The organism is Bradyrhizobium sp. USDA 4510 (assembly GCF_054059095.1).
Window position 1 is genome coordinate 7760637 of the sequence record NZ_JBSSBT010000001.1, and the last position, 16310, is coordinate 7776946.

The window sequence follows — 16310 nt, forward strand, 5'->3', positions numbered from 1 at the left end:
TGCGATATGGGGTGGGGTGATCTCTCAACACGGGCACTGCTCAAGTGGACAGACCTTCACCCCACCTCGGCTCGCATTGCGCTGCGCTTCATGCGACCCGATCCTCCCCCTCCAGGGGAGGATGGCGGACATCGGGGATGACGCGAAGTTGAAACTGGCGGAAACGCAACAGCACTGGCACGGTTGCCCAATTGCCCGCACAATCGTTGGGCACTGACCACTGCACGCTAAAAGCCATTTGAACGATAAGAACCTGGCCGGGAACGCCGATGTTCAAGACGCTGCTCACCGCGGGCCTGCTGCTCTCGCTGCCGACGCTGGCTGTCGCCGCCGACATCACCGGCGTGCCGAAGATCCGCGACGGCGACCAGCTCATGATCGGCAGCGTCCGCATCCGGCTCGCAGGCGTCGACGCGCCGTCGACCGACCAGCTCTGCCTCAACACCAAAGGCGAGCGCTGGACCTGCGGCGTCGCGGCGCGCGACGAGCTGATCAAGCATGCCGGCAACAAGACCTGGACCTGCCACGCCCGCTCGGTCGATCGCCGCGGCCGCACCATCGCGCGCTGCGAGGTCGACGGCGAGGACATCCAGAAATGGCTGGTCGCGAGCGGCTGGGCGCTGGCCTACACCCGCGCCTCGCATGACTACGAAGCCGACGAGAAGGCCGCGCGTGAGGCAAAAGCCGGGATGTGGCAGGGTGCCTTCATCGCGCCGTGGGACTGGCGGGTGCGCAACAAGAAGACCACCGTGCTCGGCGCGGTGAAGCCGCCGGATGGCGCCAACGCGATCCTGCTCGCCTCGGCCTCCGGCCCGGTGGCGCCCTCGCCCGACTGCACCATCAAGGGCAACGTCAACCGCTCCGGTGAATGCATCTTTCACCAGCGGACCAGCCGCTGGTACGCCAAGATCGAAATGAAGATCAGCAAGGGCACGCGCTGGTTCTGCTCGGTCGAGGAAGCCGAGGCCGCCGGCTGCCGCGAGACGCGGCGCTAGTCGGAAGTGCGATTGAGTTGTAGCCTCATCGGCACCGCTTGCGACGCTCTTTATGAGGAGAAAGCCCCCATCCGGATTGCATCTTCGATGCAATCCGACCTAAGAGCGAGCTTCGCTCGTCTCGACCCCCGCAAGCGGGAGAGGTGAAGGACCACGGCATGACCGATGTCGAGATCGATCCGCCTTCCGTGCGCCGGCGCAGCCGCCTCAGGCAAGCGCAGATGGCATTGCTGCTCGTCCTGGCGATCTACCTGATCGCAGCCTATCTGCTGCTGCCGGCACTGTGGACGCATTACGAGCATCAGAAGGGCCTCGCCAATCTGCCGATGGTGACGCGCACCGCGCAGGGCATTCCCGGCGATCCGATGAATGTCGGGCTGATCGGCGACACCAAGGATGTGGTCTGCGCGATGCACGAGGCCGGCTGGTTTCCGGCCGATCCGGTGACGCTGAAATCCTCGATCGAGATCGTGGGCAGCGTGCTGCTCGATCGTCCCTACAAGGATGCGCCGGTGAGCAACCTGTTCTATCTCGACCGCCGCGAGGATCTCGCCTTCGAGCGGCCGGTCGGATCGAGCGCGGACCGCCGCAACCATGTCCGGTTCTGGAGGGTGCTCGACCAGGGCGAGGAGAAACGTCCGGTGTGGCTGGGCGCTGCGACGCTCGACCGCAGCGTCGGCGTCAGCCACTACACCGGCGCGGTGACGCATCACATCGCGGCCGACCTCGACGCCGAACGCGCGCTGCTCGCCACTGACCTCGAGTCCGCCGGCATGGTCACCGCGAAATATCAGGTCACCGGCATCGGCCCGACCTTCAACGGCCGCAATGGCGGCGGCGATCCCTATTACACCGACGGCGAAATCTGGGTGCTGCGGCTGGTCGAGGCCTGCCGCAAGAACAACGGCACCGTCGAGCAGCTCCCGAGCCCCGCCGCGACCGAGTTGAAGGACCAGATCTGGCGCGCGGTCGTCGAATCGATCGGCAAATAGCATCGTGTCCCGCGGTTTTGGAAACGCTGGATTGCTTCGTCCTGCTCGCAATCGAAGCCGCGATGGAATAGTCTCCGCGCTTGACCCCTCACACGCATGATTTGCGCGCTTTATCCAAAAGGAACAGGACGATGACCGTTCGCGCGGGCCGGGAATTTCTGGCCATCCCCGGGCCCACCACGATGCCTGATCAGGTGCTGCAGGCAATGCACCGCCCGGCGCTCGACATCTACTCCAACGAGATGGTCGAACTGACTGAGAGCCTGCTGCGCGACCTCTCGAGGCTGTTCGCCACCCAGGGCAAGTCCTACATCTACATCTCCAACGGCCACGGCGCGTGGGAGGCGACGCTCTCCAACGTGCTGTCGCGCGGCGACAAGGTGCTGGTGCTGGAGAGCGGGCGCTTCGCGATCGGGTGGGGCCAGGCTGCGGCCGCGATGGGCGCCGAGGTCGAGGTGCTGAAGGGCGACTGGCGCCGCGCGATCCGTCCGGCCGAGGTCGAGGCGCGGCTGCGGCGCGACAAGGAGCACACGATCAAGGCGATCCTGGTGGTACAGGTCGACACCGCGTCCGGCGCCTATAACGACATCGAGGCAATCGGCAAGGCGATCAAGGCCGCCGGCCATCCCGCATTGTACATGGTCGACACCGTGGCCTCGCTCGGCTGCATGCCGTTCGAGATGGACAAATGGTATGTCGACGTCGCGATGAGTGGCTCGCAGAAGGGCCTGATGACGCCGCCCGGCCTCGGCTTCGTCGCCGCCAATGACCGCGCCTGGGACGCCCACAAGAAGGCCGATCTGCGCACGCCCTATTGGGACTGGACCGAGCGCGAGGGCTCGGAGCACTACCGCAAATATGCCGGCACCGCGCCGGTGCATCTCTTGTTCGCTTTGCGCGAGGCGATCAACATGCTGCACGCCGAAGGCCTGGAGAATGCCTTTGAGCGGCATCGCCTGCTCGGCGAAGCGGTGCGCCGCGCGGTCGCGGTCTGGGGTGAAGGACAGGTGCTCGGCTTCAACATCGCCGAGCCCGCCGAGCGTTCCAACACCGTGACGACGGTGACCGTGAAGGGCGCCGACCCCGCCGCGATCCAGCGCTACGCCAAGGAGAAATGCGGCGTCGTGCTCGGCACCGGCATCGGCGATTTGCAGGGCCAGGCCTTCCGCATCGCGCATATGGGCCACGTCAACGCCCCGATGATTCTCGGCACCCTCGGCGTCGTCGAGGTCGCGCTGACAGCGCTGAACATCCCGCACGGCAAGGCAGGCGCCGACGCCGCCATCCAGTGGCTCGGCGAGAACGTGAAGGCGTAGCTTGAGCCGGTCTGAGGCTTTAACCCGTCATCCTGAGGAGCCCGCCAAAGTCGGGCGTCTCGAAGGATCGACGGCCGCGCTCCCGCCGTGATCGAATCGGAGTGCGCGGAAGTAGCCGGGCCGTCGATCCTTCGAGGCTCGCTCCGCTCGCACCTCAGGATGACGGAAGAGTGGTCGGGGAATAACGCAACGAAGAGGTGCCACGACTTTTTGACGGGGCACGAGCACTTTTCGTCGTCATCATTTTCCGCTTTACTGCCGGCAACAGCCGGGCACGGATCCCTGCGACACAACAAAATGGAGGGACCGCTTGGCATCGGTGGAATTGCGCGGCCTGGTCAAGCGGTTTGGATCGTTTGTCGCGGTTGATGATGTTTCGCTCACGATCGATCATGGCCAGCTGGTCTGCCTGCTCGGGCCGTCCGGCTGCGGCAAGACCACCACGCTGCGGCTGATCGCCGGGTTCCTCGAACCATCCGACGGCGAGATCCGCGTCGGCGAGCGCGTGGTGTCATCGAAGGCGCGCACGCTGCCGCCCGAGCAGCGCAACATGTCGATGATCTTCCAGAGCTACGCGCTGTGGCCGCATATGACGGTGGCGGAGAACATCGTCTACGGCCTGCGCTTGCGCAAAATGGATCGCGACACCATCGCCAAGAAGCTCGCCGCGATCCTGGCCACCACCAAGCTGGAACCACTGGCGCAGCGCTATCCGGGCGAGCTCTCCGGCGGCCAGCAGCAACGCGTCGCGCTGGCGCGCGCGCTGATCGTCGGCCCCGAGACGCTGCTGCTCGACGAGCCGCTGTCGAATCTCGACGCCAATCTGCGCGAGGAGATGCGATTCGAGATCCGCCGCCTGCACGACGAATATCGCTACACCACCGTCTACGTCACCCACGACCAGTCCGAGGCGATGACGACCGCCGACCTGATCGCGGTGATGAATGCCGGCAAGATCGACCAGCTCGGCAGCCCTGAGGACATCTATGCGCGGCCGGAATCGGAATTCGTCGCGCGCTTCATCGGCGCCGCCAACGTGATCAAGGGCACCGCGCGCGATGCGAACCATGTGGAGTTCGCCGGCGCAACGCTCGAGGTGGTCGGCGCCACGCTGACGACCGGCCAGAGTGCGCCGGTCGCGATCCGCCAGCACGAGATCCAGTTCGCGACGCAACCGCCCGCGGCAGCGCAGAACACGCTCAAAGCCATCGTGACGCGGCAGGTCTATCTCGGCATGAATCGCGACTACATGCTGGAGACCGCTGACGGCACATCGCTGCGGGTGACCACGCCGACCGAAACCGCAGTCGAGAAGGGCAGCGAGGTCTGGCTGACCCTGCCGCCCGCGCGCTGCCGGGCGCTCAGCCGATAACAACAAGAAACGGAGCGAGCGATGCGGAAGCCGATTTCCAGACGCGATGTCCTGAAAGGCTCTGCGGCGCTTGCGGTCGGCACGGTGTTCGCGTCACCGGCACGCGCCGCCGCGCCCGAGCCGGTCGCAATCACGCCCGATCTCGTCGCCGCCGCGACCAAGGAAGGCAAGCTCGTGTTCTATTCGTCGATGGACCTGCCGGTCGGCGAAAAGCTCGGCAAGGCGTTCGAGGCCGCCTATCCCGGCATCACCGTGCAGATCGAGCGTTCCGGCTCGGAGCGGCTGTTTCAGCGCGTGGCGCAGGAATTCGATTCCAACATCCACGCCGCCGACGTCGTCAACAGCGCCGATGCCTCGCATTTCATCCCCTGGAAGAAGAGCGGCTGGCTGATGCCGTTCGTGCCCGAGGACGTCGCGAAGCATTTTCCCGACAATTACCGCGACCCCGACGGCATGGCCGTGACCACGCGGCTGTGGCTGTCGTCGATCGCCTACAACACCAATCTGGTGAAGGCGGAGGACGCGCCGAAGAGCTTTGCCGACCTGCTCGACCCGAAATGGGCGGGCAAGATGGTGAAGGGCCATCCTGCCTATAGCGGCACCATCATGACCACCACATTCCAGATCGTGCGCGAGCTCGGCTGGCCTTACCTCGAAAAGCTCGCAAAACAGCGCGTGATGCAGGTGCAGTCCTCGACCGACCCGCCGAAGAAGCTCTCGCTCGGCGAGCGCGCCGTGATGGCCGACGGCAATGAGTATGGCATCGTGCTCTTGAAGGAAGCCGGGCAACCGGTCGAGCCGGTCTATCCGACCGAGGGCACGCCGACGATCTCGGGTCCCACAGGCATCTTCGCCGGCGCGCCGCATCCGAACGCCGCAAAGCTGTTCCAGGCCTGGCTGCACAGCCGCGCGACCCAGCAATTCTTCGTCGACTTCACCGGCCAATATTCGCTGCACGCCCAGGTGCAGCCGAAGGCCGGCCGGCGCAAGCTTTCCGACATCAAGCTGATGAAAGAGGACCCGGCGGGGGTGGAGGCGATGACCGAAGAGATCAAGACCCGCTATGCGCGCTTGTTCAGGGTTTGAGCGATGAAGGGCGCGGTGCACACTTCCTTGCCTCGCCCCGCTTGCGGGGAGAGGCCGACGCGCATCGCAAGATGCGCGGCGGGTGAGGGGGACTCTCCGCGCATTCGGTGTCTGCGGAGGCAGCCCCTCACCCCACCCCTCCAAGAGCAAGCTTCGCTTGTCTCGACCCCGCAAGAGCGGGGCGAGGGAGTCGAAACAGCTTGCAGCGTGCCAACATGACAACAACCGCCTCCCCCGCCGCAAAGCCCCGCATCGACTGGACACGCCCCGTGATGTGGCTGTTCGCGGCGCTGCTCATCCTGCTGATCCTGCTGCCGCTGTCGTGGCTCGCGGTGTTTGCCTTCACCGACAAGAGCCGGTATCCGACGCTGCAAAACTTCGTCACGCTGTTCAGCAATCCGGATTTCCTCGATCCGCTGCTGACGACCGCGATCATCGCGACCACGTCGGCGCTGATCTGCTGCATCGTCGCGGCGCCGATCAGCTGGCTGGTGTCGCGCACCGACATGCCGGGGCGGCAGACCATCCGCGCACTGGTCACGGCCTCGTTCGTGACGCCGCCATTTCTCGGCGCGGTCGCCTGGGAACTGCTGGCGGCGCCGAATTCCGGGCTGCTGAACCAGCTCTACCGGCTGTTCGCCGGCGAGGACGCCGACGCGCTGTTCAACATCTATTCGATGACCGGGATCATCTTCGTGATCTCCTGCTACACGTTCCCGTTCGTGTTCGTGCTGGTGGCCAATGCGCTCGACACCATGCCGGGCGAGCTCGAGGACGCCTCCGCGATCCTCGGCGGCAATGCCTGGACCACTGCGCGGCGGGTGACGATCCCGCTCGCGCTGCCCGCGCTGGTCGCGGGCGCCCTGATCGCGTTCCTGCAGGCGATGACGCTGTTCGGCTCGCCCGCGATCCTGGCGCTGCCGGCCGGCTTCCACACCATGACGACCAAGATCTGGAGCCTGTTCCAGTATCCGCCGAAGCTCGAGCTCGCGGCCGCCGCCGCGGTGCCGCTGCTAGTGCTGACCATCCTGCTGCTGCAGGGCCAGAAGGCGCTGCTCGGCCGCCGCGGCTATTCGGTGATCGGCGGCAAATATGGCGCGCCGCGCCGGGTCGAATTGCGCGGCTGGCGCTGGGCCGCGCTCGGCTTCTGCCTCCTGGTGCTGCTCAACCCGGTGTTCCTGCCTTACCTCGCGCTGCTCAACGCCGCGTTCTCGCCGAACGCGACCACGCTGGTGACGCCATCGACGGCGACGCTGCACAACATCGTCTTCGTGTTCACCGAGCTGTCGTCGACCCAGCTCGCGCTCAAGAACACCGTGATCCTCGGCACCGCGACCGCGACCATCGGCACCATCCTCGCGCTCGTCATCGCCTATGTCACGACGCGCAAGGTGATCGCGGGCCACCGCGTGCTCGGCTTCCTCGCCACCGCGCCGGTCGCGGTCCCCGGCATCGTGCTCGGCGTCGGCCTGTTCCTGAGCTACACGCGGCCGCCCTTCGTGCTCTACGGCACGCTGTGGATCCTGCTGCTGGCGTTCCTCACCATCAATTTGCCGTCCGCCTATCAGCAATTGCAGGCGGCGTTCGCGACCATCCATCCCGAGCTCGAGGAGGCAAGCCGCATTCTCGGCGCGACCCGGTTGCAGGCGCTGCGCCAGATCACCGCGCCCTTGCTGCGCACCGGCGTGATCGCGACCTGGTGCTTCATCTTCATCGGCGTGATGCGGGAACTGTCGGCGGCGATCGTGCTGTTCACCTCGCAGACCAAGGTGCTGTCGGTCCTGATCTACGACCTCAACGAAGGCGGCGACCTCGCCGCGATCGCGGTGCTCGGCATCGCGATGCTGGTGATCACCTTCGCCGTGGTGCTGGCAGTGAACCGGATTCCGATGTCCGGCGGCAATGCCGGCGCGCGGCTGCGGAACGGGTAGCTCGCCCTAACCACGTCGTCATTGCGAGGAGCGAAGCGACGAAGCAATCCATTCTATCCCTTCGGGGAACGATGGATTGCTTCGCTTCGCTCGCAATGACGAAGCAACCAAGGATGCCCGCCCCATCTGGCAATCGCCACATTCATCCCGATATAGAGCGGAACCCCGCACCATGAGGATCGTGTGACCAAATCCGCCACCACAACATCGCCCCCGGTCGCGCCGCGCCGGCCGCATTCCTTCACCACCCACGGCATCACGGTGACCGACGACTATGCGTGGATCAAGGATCCGAAATGGCAGGAGGTGCTGCGCGATCCCTCGATCCTCGATCCCGACATCCGGGCCTATCTCGAAGCCGAGAACGGTTACACCGAGAGCCTGCTCGGCCATACCGACGTGTTGCAGAAGCGGCTGGTCAAGGAGATGCGCGGGCGGATCAAGGAGGACGATTCCAGCGTGCCGTCGCCGGACGGCCCGTTCGCCTATTTCCGCAAGTTCCGCGAGGGCGGCCAGCACGAGCTGTACTGCCGCACGCCGCGCGACGGCGGCGACGCCCATGTCGTGCTCGACGGCGACGCGCTGGCGAAGGACCACAAATATTTCAAGTTCGGCGGCAGCCGGCATTCCAACGATCACCGCCTGCACGCCTGGAGCGCCGACACCAAGGGCTCCGAATATTTCTCGATCCGGGTGCGCGACTGGGCCACCGGCGGCGATCTCGACGACCTCGTCGAGGAGACCGACGGCGGCGTGGTCTGGGCCGCGGATTCCAAAAGCTTCTTCTACGTCAAGCTCGACGACAATCACCGGCCGATGCAGGTATGGCGGCACAAGCTCGGCACCAAACAGGCCGACGACACGCTGATCTATGAGGAGCAGGATTCCGGATGGTTCACCCACCTGCACGAGAGCGCGAGCGGCCGCTTCTGCGTGATCGCGGGCGGCGACCATGAGACCTCGGAACAGCGGCTGATCGATCTCTCCAGTCCCGACGCGCCGCCGCGGCTGGTCGCGGCACGCGAGGAAGGCGTACAATATTCGATCGCCGACCGCGGCGACGAGCTGTTCATCCTCACCAACGCCGACGACGCCATCGACTTCAAGGTCGTCACCGCGCCGCTCACCGCACCCGAGCGCAGCAACTGGCGCGACCTGATCCCGTATCGCGAAGGCGTCTATGTGCTCGACGTCGAGCTCTATGCCGGCCACATGGTGCGGCTGGAGCGTGCCAATGCGCTGCCGGCGATTATCATCCGCGACCTCAACAGCGGCGAAGAGCACGCGATCGCCTTCGACGAGGCGGCCTATTCGCTTGACACCATGGGCGGCTACGAGTTCGACACCACCAACCTGCGGTTTGCCTATTCGTCGATGACGACGCCGTCGGAAGTCTATGACTACGACATGGCGACGCGGACGCGGAGCTTACGCAAGCGCCAGGAGATTCCGTCCGGCCACAACCCGGCCAACTACGTCACCACGCGCATCATGGCGACCTCGCATGACGGCGCGCAAGTGCCGGTCTCGATCCTGCATCGCAAGGATTTCGTTCGTGACGGCAAGGCGCCGCTTTTGCTGTATGGCTACGGCTCCTACGGCATGGCGATGCCGGCGTCGTTTGCCGCCAACCGGCTGTCGCTGGTCGACCGCGGCTTTGTGTATGCGATTGCGCATATCCGCGGCGGCGCCGACAAGGGCTGGGGCTGGTATCTCGACGGCAAGCGCGAGAAGAAGACCAACACGTTCGACGATTTCGCCGCCGCCGGGCGGGCGCTGATCGAGGCGAAATATACCGGTGAGAAGCGCATCGTCGGCCATGGCGGCTCGGCGGGCGGCATGCTGATGGGCGCGGTCGCCAACCGCGCCGGCGAGCTGTTCGCCGGTATCGTCGCCGAAGTGCCATTCGTCGATGTGCTCAACACCATGCTCGACGACACGCTGCCGCTGACGCCGCCGGAATGGCCGGAATGGGGCAATCCGATCGAGAGCGAGAAGGATTTCCGCACCATCCTGTCCTATTCGCCCTACGACAATGTCGCGGCCAAGGACTATCCGGCGATCCTGGCGATGGGCGGGCTCACCGATCCGCGCGTCACCTATTGGGAGCCGGCGAAATGGATCGCGCGGCTGCGCGCCACCATGCGCGGCGGCGGCCCGGTGCTGCTGCGCACCAACATGGGCGCCGGCCACGGCGGCGCGTCCGGCCGCTTCAACCGCCTCGACGAGGTCGCGATCGTCTACGCGTTCGCGCTGTGGGCGGTCGGGATGGCTGACAAGGCTGAGGTGTAGGGTGCCGGTTGGCTTGCGCGGTCCCCTCCCCATCGTCGTCCCGGCGAAGGCCGGGACCCATACCGCGTGATCTATCGAGCAAGGCAGTCACAGTACCACGGCACACAACGCAACTGCCAGTCTTCGCCAAACTCCTCCCTGTGGTTATGGGTCCCTGCTTTCGCCGGGACGACGGCGGGATGTATGGCGATCGCTTATCAAGGACGACGGCGGAGAGTGAGGCGCTACCGCCCCTTCGCCTTCCGCCACGTCGCGAAATCCTTCAGCGTCTGTTCGTCGGTCGCAGGATAGAGCCCGAAGATGCCGCGACCGTTCTGGACCTGCTCGGTGACGAAATCCTCGAACGCGGTCATCTCGAAGGTCTCGTCGGCGATCTCGTCGGCGAGATGCGCCGGGATCACGATGACGCCGTCGCTGTCGCCAAGGACGACGTCGCCGGGAAACACCGGCGCATCGCCGCAGCCGATCGGCACGTTGATCTCGATTGCCTGGTGCAGCGTGAGGTTGGTCGGCGCGCTCGGGCGATGATGAAAGGCCGGGAAGCCGAGCCGCGCGATCTCGGCCGAATCCCGGAAGCCGCCGTCGGTGACAACGCCGGCGCAGCCACGCTTCATCAGCCGCGTCACCAGGATCGCGCCGGCCGACGCGGCGCGCGCATCCTTGCGGCTGTCCATCACCAGCACCGCGCCCACGGGGCACTCCTCGATCGCCTTGCGCTGCGGATGCGCGCGATCGCGGAACACCTCGATCTTGTTGAGGTCCTCGCGCGCCGGCATGTAGCGCAGCGTGAAGGCCTCGCCGACCATGGTCGGCTGATCCGGGCCCAGGGGATGAACATCCTGGATCATCTGGATGCGGAAACCGCGCTTGAACAGCGCGGTCGCGACCGTCGCGGTGGAGACGGATTTCAGCTTGTTGCGGGTGGTGTCGCTGAGTTTTGACATGATGATTTTTCCGATTGTCATTCCGGGGCGGGCGCTACAGCGACCGAACCCGGAATCTCGAGGTTCCGGGTTCGATGCTGCGCATCGCCCCGGAACGACAGTGATCAATAAATCGACGGCTCGCCGACCGGCTTGCCAAAGCCGGTCTCGAGGAAATCGAAGTCGCAGCCCTCATTGGCCTGCTTGATGTGCTTCGAGAACATCCAGCCATAGCCGCGCTCGAAGCGCTGTTCGGGCTGTTTCCATTCGGCGCGGCGCCTGGCCAGCTCCGCCTCCGGCACATCGAGATTGATGGTGCGCGCGGCGACGTCGAGCGTGATGCGGTCGCCGTTCCTCACCAGCGCCAGCGGGCCGCCGATATAGGATTCCGGCGAGACGTGCAGGATGCAGGCGCCGTAGCTGGTGCCGCTCATCCGCGCGTCCGACAGCCGCACCATGTCGCGCACGCCCTGCTTCACCAGCTTGGTCGGGATCGGCAGCATGCCCCATTCCGGCATGCCCGGCCCGCCCTGCGGACCGGCATTGCGCAGGATCAGCACGTGATCGGCCGTGACGTCGAGATCGGGATCATCGACCGCCTTCTTCATCGACGGATAGTCGTCGAACACCAGCGCAGGCCCGGTGTGCTTGAGGAAACGCGGATCGCAGGCGCTTGGCTTGATGACGCAGCCGTCGGGCGCGAGATTCCCCTTCAACACCGCGAGCGCGCCCTCCTTGTAGATCGGGTTGTCGACGGTGCGGATGACGTCGTCATTGTGCACCTCGGCGCCATCGATGTTCTCGCCGAGCGTCCTGCCTGACACGGTCATGCAGTCGAGATGCAGATGCGGCTTGATGCGGTTCATCAGGCCGGGCAGCCCGCCGGCATAGAAGAAATCCTCCATCAGATAGAGGTCGCCGCTCGGCCGCACATTGGCGATCACAGGCACCTTGCGGCTCGCTTTCTCGAAATCGTCCAGCGAAATGTCCTGGCCGGCGCGGCGCGCCTGCGCGATCAGGTGAATAATGGCGTTGGTCGAACAGCCCATCGCCATCGCGACCGTGATCGCGTTCTCAAAGGCCTTGCGGGTCTGGATCTTCTGCGGCGTGAGATCCTCCCACACCATCTCGACGATGCGGCGGCCGGCCTCCGAGCTCATGCGGATGTGGTTGGCGTCGGCCGCGGGGATCGACGAGGCGCCCGGCAGCGTCATGCCGATGGCCTCCGCGATCGCGGTCATCGTCGAGGCCGTGCCCATGGTCATGCAGGTGCCGTAGCTTCGGGCGATGCCGGCCTCCATGTCGACCCAGTCCCTGTCGGAGATCTTGCCGGCGCGGCGCTCGTCCCAGTATTTCCAGGCGTCCGAGCCGGAGCCCAGCGTGCGGCCCTTCCAGTTGCCGCGCAGCATCGGTCCGGCAGGCAGGTAGATCGCCGGCAGGTTCATGCTGGTGGCCCCGAGCAGCAGGCCGGGCGTGGTCTTGTCGCAGCCGCCCATCAGTACCACGCCGTCGACCGGATGGCCGCGCAGCAGTTCCTCGGCGTCCATCGCCAGCATGTTGCGGTAGAGCATCGTGGTCGGCTTCAACAGCGATTCCGACAGCGACAGCGCCGGCAGCTCGAGCGGAAAACCGCCGGCCATCAGCACGCCGCGCTTGACGTCGTCGACCCGGCTCTTGAAATGCATGTGGCAGGGCTGCGCATCCGACCAGGTGTTGATGATCGCGATCACCGGGCGGTCGCGCCACTCCTCCGGCGCGTAACCCATCTGCATTGCCCGCGACCTGTGGCCGAAGGCGCGCAAATCATCGGGCGCAAACCAGCGCGCGCTGCGCAATTGATCCGGGGTCTTGTTCTTCTTCGTCATCGCCATGGGTCTCGACATTGCTCGCACGCGCGCGGTTCCGGCGCGCTTGCCCTGTGTCAGGCATATACTCGATTTTCTGACATGTCGTCCCGCCCCCGGCGCAGACGTGCCGTTCGCTGAACGTGCGCCGCACACGCTCCGCAATGTGGCAATCGGAACGTAAACCGGCCCTAGGTTATTTTTGCTGCGCCGTCATCACGATGCGGACCAGATCGGCGGCGTTGCGCGCGCCGAGCTTCTTCATGATGTTGGCGCGGTGATCCTCGATCGTGCGCGGACTGATCCCGAGATGGCGCCCGGCTTCCTTGTTGGAGGCGCCCGCGGTGAACTGCTCGAGCACCTCGCGCTCGCGGCGGGTCAGCGGCTCGCGACCCGGGAAGTGCAGCGCGGCGATCCGCGACGCGGAGGTCTCGGCCTGGCGCCTGGTGTAGGCGTCGATCGCCTCGTTCAGACGGCTCACGATCTCGTTGCCGCGGAACGGCTTCTCGATGAAGTCGAGCGCGCCGTTCTTGATGGCACTGACCGCCATCGCGATGTCACCCTGACCGGAGATCATGAAGATCGGCGCCGGATAATCCTCGCCATGCAGCTCTCTCAGGATATCGAGGCCGGATTTGCCGGGGATATGAACGTCGAGCAGGATGCAGGCTGGCGTCCTGCTGCGCGCCACCGCGAGCAACGCCGCGCCGTCCGCAAAGCAGATCACCTTGTAACCAGCGGTCGACAGGACCACTGAAAGCGTCTCGCGAACGGCAGGATCGTCGTCGACTACAAAGATTTCCCCGCGCGGAGCGCCATTTTCAACCATATGCATCGTCCATCAGTGGTGAAGCGTGCTGCCCTGACCGCACAAGAACTAACTCGACCATCTCGATCAATGGACCCGTATTTGTACGGGACGTCCGCTTAACGCACAAGTAGCACCGCGTTCCCTAAAAGTGGGGGGCAGTGGAGAAACATGCATGGAAAATGCAGCGTCGGACCGCGTTGCAGCGCGCTTGGACGAGGGCCATGATCCCTACGGTCTGATCGTGACGGACCTGGTCGCGCTGATTGGCCATGTCCAGGCGAGCCTGCGGCTGATCGAAGCGGCGATCGCGCGCGAGGCCGTGCTGGCCGCGCGGCAGGCCGACGTCGACACCGTCGTTCTCGACGACGTTACCCCGCGCTATCTCACAGCATCCACCGCCCTGAAGACATGCGATGCCGGCCTCGGCACGACGCTCGACCGCCTGTGCGATTCCGGGGCAGCAGCGCGTCTGCTGAACTGACCCGCCGCCACCGACGGGTTCGGCCCAATCACCTCGATTGTCCCGACGACGCCCAACCCATCAGGCGACGATCCGTTCCACGCATCGTCCGGATTGGCCGCGGGCCTTGCCCGCCCGGTCGGATAGGCCTTCTTGACGTCAGGCCCTGGCCCGCTCTTCGTCCGCGGCCGATCGGCGTTTGCTCGGCTTCCCCTTGAGGAAACTGACGTCCATTTCGGTGCCGTTGACGCGGACCAGTTCGCAACGGCGATAGGCAAGGCCGGTCGAGGACAGCAGGAGGAAAAACTCCTTCAGGTTGAGCCCCTGAATGGAACCTTCGACGGTCAGCGAGGCATCGGTGTCGGAGATGGCATTGAGCTGGCAGTCGCGCCGCCAGGTGCCGTCGATGGCCATGATGCAGACATCGACGCCCCGGCTGAAGGTGACCCGCTCGATGGATTTGCCGTCCTCGGTCATCGCTCAATATCCGACCGCCATGGCAGGCTTCGGCATGGCGAGCCCGGCCCGCACCCCGCTCGGCCGGTACAGGCCGCGCCGCTCGGGAATCGGCTTGAACGTGTCGGTCAGGCCGACCACGGTTTCGGCGGCGCCCAGCACCAGGAAGCCGTCGGCCTCCATCAACCGGGCGAGACGGTTGAAGATGCTGATCTTGGTGTCCTGATCGAAATAGATCAGCACGTTGCGGCAGAAGATCACGTCGAACGTGCCGAGCTGGGAGAAATCGTGCAGCAGATTGAGCTGGCGGTGCTGGACCATCGCGCGCAACTCGGGATTGACCTGCCAGAACTCACCCGACTGCTTGAAGTACTTGACCAGCATCTGGATCGGCAGCCCGCGCTGCACCTCGAACTGGCTGTAGATGCCGGCCTTCGACTTCTCCAGTACCTCCTGCGACAGATCGGTCGCGATGATCTCGACGCGCCATCCGGCAAGCGCCGCGCCCATTTCCTTCAGGCACATCGCCAGCGAATAGGGCTCCTGGCCGGTCGAGCCGGCGGCGCACCAGATCCGGACGCTGCGGCGCGCGGCGCGTGCCTTCAGCACCTCCGGCATGATGGTGTCGCGGAAGTGCTCGAACGGCACCTTGTCGCGGAAGAAGAACGTCTCGTTGGTGGTCATGGCCTCGACCACTTGGACGGTGTGCGTGGACGAGCCCGCCTTGATCTTGGCGACAAGGTCGGGAATGCCGGACAGGCCGCTTTTGCGCGCCAGCGGAAGCAGGCGGCTCTCGATCAGATATTGCTTGTCCGCGGACAGATCGAGACCGGACTGGTCCTTCAGGAGCTTACGCAGATACTCGTAGTCGGGGGGCGTCACGGGAGCCTCACAAGGGACTGAATGGTGAAACTGGGTGTCAGGCTTCGGCCGACGCGTCGAGCGCCAGCAGGCCCACTTCCTGGAATTTCGCGATCACGATGTCCTTGTCGAACGGCTTCATGATGTATTCGTTGGCGCCGGCATGCAGCGCCCGCGAGATGTGGTCGATGCCGTTCTCGGTGGTGCAGAACACGACCTTGGGCTGATCGCCGCCGGGCATGCGACGGAGCTGCACGAGGAATTCGAAACCGTCCATGACCGGCATGTTCCAGTCGAGCAGCACGGCATCCGGCAGCGCGCGCTTGCAGGCTTCGAGCGCGACCGCGCCGTCCTCGGCCTCGATGACGGTGAATTCCATTCCTTCCAGGATGCGGCGCGCGATCTTTCGCACCACGCCGGAATCGTCGACGACGAGACATGTCTTCATGTGTTGGCCTCCCTGTGGAATCCACCGTCTCCGCGGTGGAGTGTTACGCTGCAGCAGCTGTTTTGGGCACCAGTTCGAGCACGCGATCGATATCGAGGACGACCATGAGCTGGCCGTCGAGGCGGTGGACGCCGCCGGCGAGCTTGGCCATGCGGGGATCGAGGTTGACCGGGTTGTCCTCGCGGCTGTTTTCGGAGAGCCGCAGCACCTCGCCGATCTGGTCGATCAACAGGCCGTAGGATTCGCCGCGCTGGTCGACGCCGACCGCCATCGGAGGCTTACCGTCGTCGGCCTTCGGCAGCCCGAGCCGGGCGCGCATGTCGACCACGGTGACGATACGTCCGCGCAGATTGAGCACGCCGGCGATCTCGCTGGAGGCCAGCGGCACCCGCGTCAGCCGCTCCGGCATGAACACGTCCTGCACCCGCGAGATCGGCAGGCCGAACAGCTGCCCGCCGATCACGGCGGTGACGTATTCGGCCATCGCGCCTTCGCTTGTCTCGGTCTTGCTGGTCATCGATCC

The 16310-nt window shown here is 65.3% G+C and carries 15 protein-coding genes; 8 read left to right on the forward strand and 7 right to left on the reverse strand.

Features of this window, described 5'->3' with window-relative positions:
* The first annotated feature begins 269 nt into the window (after window positions 1-269).
* From ACVMDN_RS36035 to ACVMDN_RS36065, 7 genes are all read left to right on the forward strand, one after another.
* Window positions 270-995 carry a thermonuclease family protein gene (locus ACVMDN_RS36035; protein ID WP_057021088.1) on the forward strand — a complete coding sequence of 242 codons (726 nt, stop codon included), beginning with the start codon at window positions 270-272 and terminating at the stop codon, window positions 993-995.
* Between the two features lie 158 nt (window positions 996-1153).
* Complete coding sequence (locus ACVMDN_RS36040; protein ID WP_076834750.1) at window positions 1154-1987, forward strand: LssY C-terminal domain-containing protein; 834 nt, start codon at window positions 1154-1156, stop codon at window positions 1985-1987.
* Between the two features lie 131 nt (window positions 1988-2118).
* Window positions 2119-3303: a pyridoxal-phosphate-dependent aminotransferase family protein gene (locus ACVMDN_RS36045; RefSeq protein WP_057021087.1), complete on the forward strand. Its 1185-nt coding sequence runs from the start codon at window positions 2119-2121 to the stop codon at window positions 3301-3303.
* A 319-nt stretch (window positions 3304-3622) separates the two neighbouring features.
* Window positions 3623-4675: an ABC transporter ATP-binding protein gene (locus tag ACVMDN_RS36050; RefSeq protein WP_244559012.1), complete on the forward strand. Its 1053-nt coding sequence runs from the start codon at window positions 3623-3625 to the stop codon at window positions 4673-4675.
* 21 nt (window positions 4676-4696) lie between these two features.
* Window positions 4697-5761, forward strand: a complete 1065-nt coding sequence (locus ACVMDN_RS36055; protein WP_310885509.1) for a substrate-binding domain-containing protein — start codon at window positions 4697-4699, stop codon at window positions 5759-5761.
* A 215-nt stretch (window positions 5762-5976) separates the two neighbouring features.
* A complete protein-coding gene (locus ACVMDN_RS36060) occupies window positions 5977-7692 on the forward strand; it encodes an ABC transporter permease (protein WP_076834734.1) in 1716 nt (571 codons plus the stop codon).
* Between the two features lie 183 nt (window positions 7693-7875).
* Window positions 7876-9984 (forward strand): S9 family peptidase, encoded by a 2109-nt coding sequence (locus ACVMDN_RS36065; RefSeq protein WP_076834733.1) that lies wholly within the window; start codon window positions 7876-7878, stop codon window positions 9982-9984.
* Window positions 9985-10208: 224 nt separating this feature from the next.
* Here ACVMDN_RS36065 and ACVMDN_RS36070 read toward each other — a convergent pair whose 3' ends face one another.
* From ACVMDN_RS36070 to ACVMDN_RS36080, 3 genes are all read right to left on the reverse strand, one after another.
* Window positions 10209-10928, reverse strand: a complete 720-nt coding sequence (locus ACVMDN_RS36070; RefSeq protein ID WP_057021244.1) for a ribonuclease activity regulator RraA — start codon at window positions 10926-10928, stop codon at window positions 10209-10211.
* Between the two features lie 104 nt (window positions 10929-11032).
* Window positions 11033-12772 (reverse strand): L-arabinonate dehydratase, encoded by a 1740-nt coding sequence (gene araD, locus ACVMDN_RS36075; RefSeq protein ID WP_076834748.1) that lies wholly within the window; start codon window positions 12770-12772, stop codon window positions 11033-11035.
* A 175-nt stretch (window positions 12773-12947) separates the two neighbouring features.
* Window positions 12948-13580, reverse strand: coding sequence for a response regulator transcription factor (locus tag ACVMDN_RS36080; protein WP_018269422.1), 633 nt, complete (start codon window positions 13578-13580; stop codon window positions 12948-12950).
* Window positions 13581-13734: 154 nt separating this feature from the next.
* Here ACVMDN_RS36080 and ACVMDN_RS36085 point away from each other — a divergent pair, with 154 nt between their 5' ends.
* On the forward strand, window positions 13735-14043 hold the full coding sequence (locus ACVMDN_RS36085; protein WP_057021082.1) for a hypothetical protein: 309 nt from the start codon (window positions 13735-13737) through the stop codon (window positions 14041-14043).
* A 138-nt stretch (window positions 14044-14181) separates the two neighbouring features.
* On the opposite strand, the gene ACVMDN_RS36090 is transcribed toward ACVMDN_RS36085, so the two are convergent.
* From ACVMDN_RS36090 to ACVMDN_RS36105, 4 genes are read right to left on the reverse strand one after another with little or no spacing between them, the layout of a single operon-like run.
* Complete coding sequence (locus ACVMDN_RS36090; protein ID WP_076834731.1) at window positions 14182-14499, reverse strand: pilus assembly protein PilZ; 318 nt, start codon at window positions 14497-14499, stop codon at window positions 14182-14184.
* A gap of 3 nt (window positions 14500-14502) precedes the next feature.
* Entirely contained in the window at window positions 14503-15360 is an 858-nt protein-coding gene (locus ACVMDN_RS36095) for a CheR family methyltransferase (protein WP_076834729.1), read from the reverse strand.
* A gap of 37 nt (window positions 15361-15397) precedes the next feature.
* Window positions 15398-15787 (reverse strand): response regulator, encoded by a 390-nt coding sequence (locus tag ACVMDN_RS36100; RefSeq protein WP_018269419.1) that lies wholly within the window; start codon window positions 15785-15787, stop codon window positions 15398-15400.
* Between the two features lie 43 nt (window positions 15788-15830).
* Entirely contained in the window at window positions 15831-16304 is a 474-nt protein-coding gene (locus ACVMDN_RS36105) for a chemotaxis protein CheW (RefSeq protein WP_253588546.1), read from the reverse strand.
* Between the last annotated feature and the right edge of the window lie 6 nt (window positions 16305-16310).

Coding starts and splice junctions, on each gene's coding strand:
- ACVMDN_RS36035 (WP_057021088.1), top strand. CDS start 270: ATGTTCAAGACGCTGCTCACCGCGGGCCTGCTGCTCTCGCTGCCGACG.
- ACVMDN_RS36040 (WP_076834750.1), top strand. CDS start 1,154: ATGACCGATGTCGAGATCGATCCGCCTTCCGTGCGCCGGCGCAGCCGC.
- ACVMDN_RS36045 (WP_057021087.1), top strand. CDS start 2,119: ATGACCGTTCGCGCGGGCCGGGAATTTCTGGCCATCCCCGGGCCCACC.
- ACVMDN_RS36055 (WP_310885509.1), top strand. CDS start 4,697: ATGCGGAAGCCGATTTCCAGACGCGATGTCCTGAAAGGCTCTGCGGCG.
- ACVMDN_RS36060 (WP_076834734.1), top strand. CDS start 5,977: ATGACAACAACCGCCTCCCCCGCCGCAAAGCCCCGCATCGACTGGACA.
- ACVMDN_RS36070 (WP_057021244.1), bottom strand. CDS start 10,928: ATGTCAAAACTCAGCGACACCACCCGCAACAAGCTGAAATCCGTCTCC.
- araD (WP_076834748.1), bottom strand. CDS start 12,772: ATGACGAAGAAGAACAAGACCCCGGATCAATTGCGCAGCGCGCGCTGG.
- ACVMDN_RS36080 (WP_018269422.1), bottom strand. CDS start 13,580: ATGGTTGAAAATGGCGCTCCGCGCGGGGAAATCTTTGTAGTCGACGAC.
- ACVMDN_RS36085 (WP_057021082.1), top strand. CDS start 13,735: ATGGAAAATGCAGCGTCGGACCGCGTTGCAGCGCGCTTGGACGAGGGC.
- ACVMDN_RS36090 (WP_076834731.1), bottom strand. CDS start 14,499: ATGACCGAGGACGGCAAATCCATCGAGCGGGTCACCTTCAGCCGGGGC.
- ACVMDN_RS36100 (WP_018269419.1), bottom strand. CDS start 15,787: ATGAAGACATGTCTCGTCGTCGACGATTCCGGCGTGGTGCGAAAGATC.
- ACVMDN_RS36105 (WP_253588546.1), bottom strand. CDS start 16,304: ATGACCAGCAAGACCGAGACAAGCGAAGGCGCGATGGCCGAATACGTC.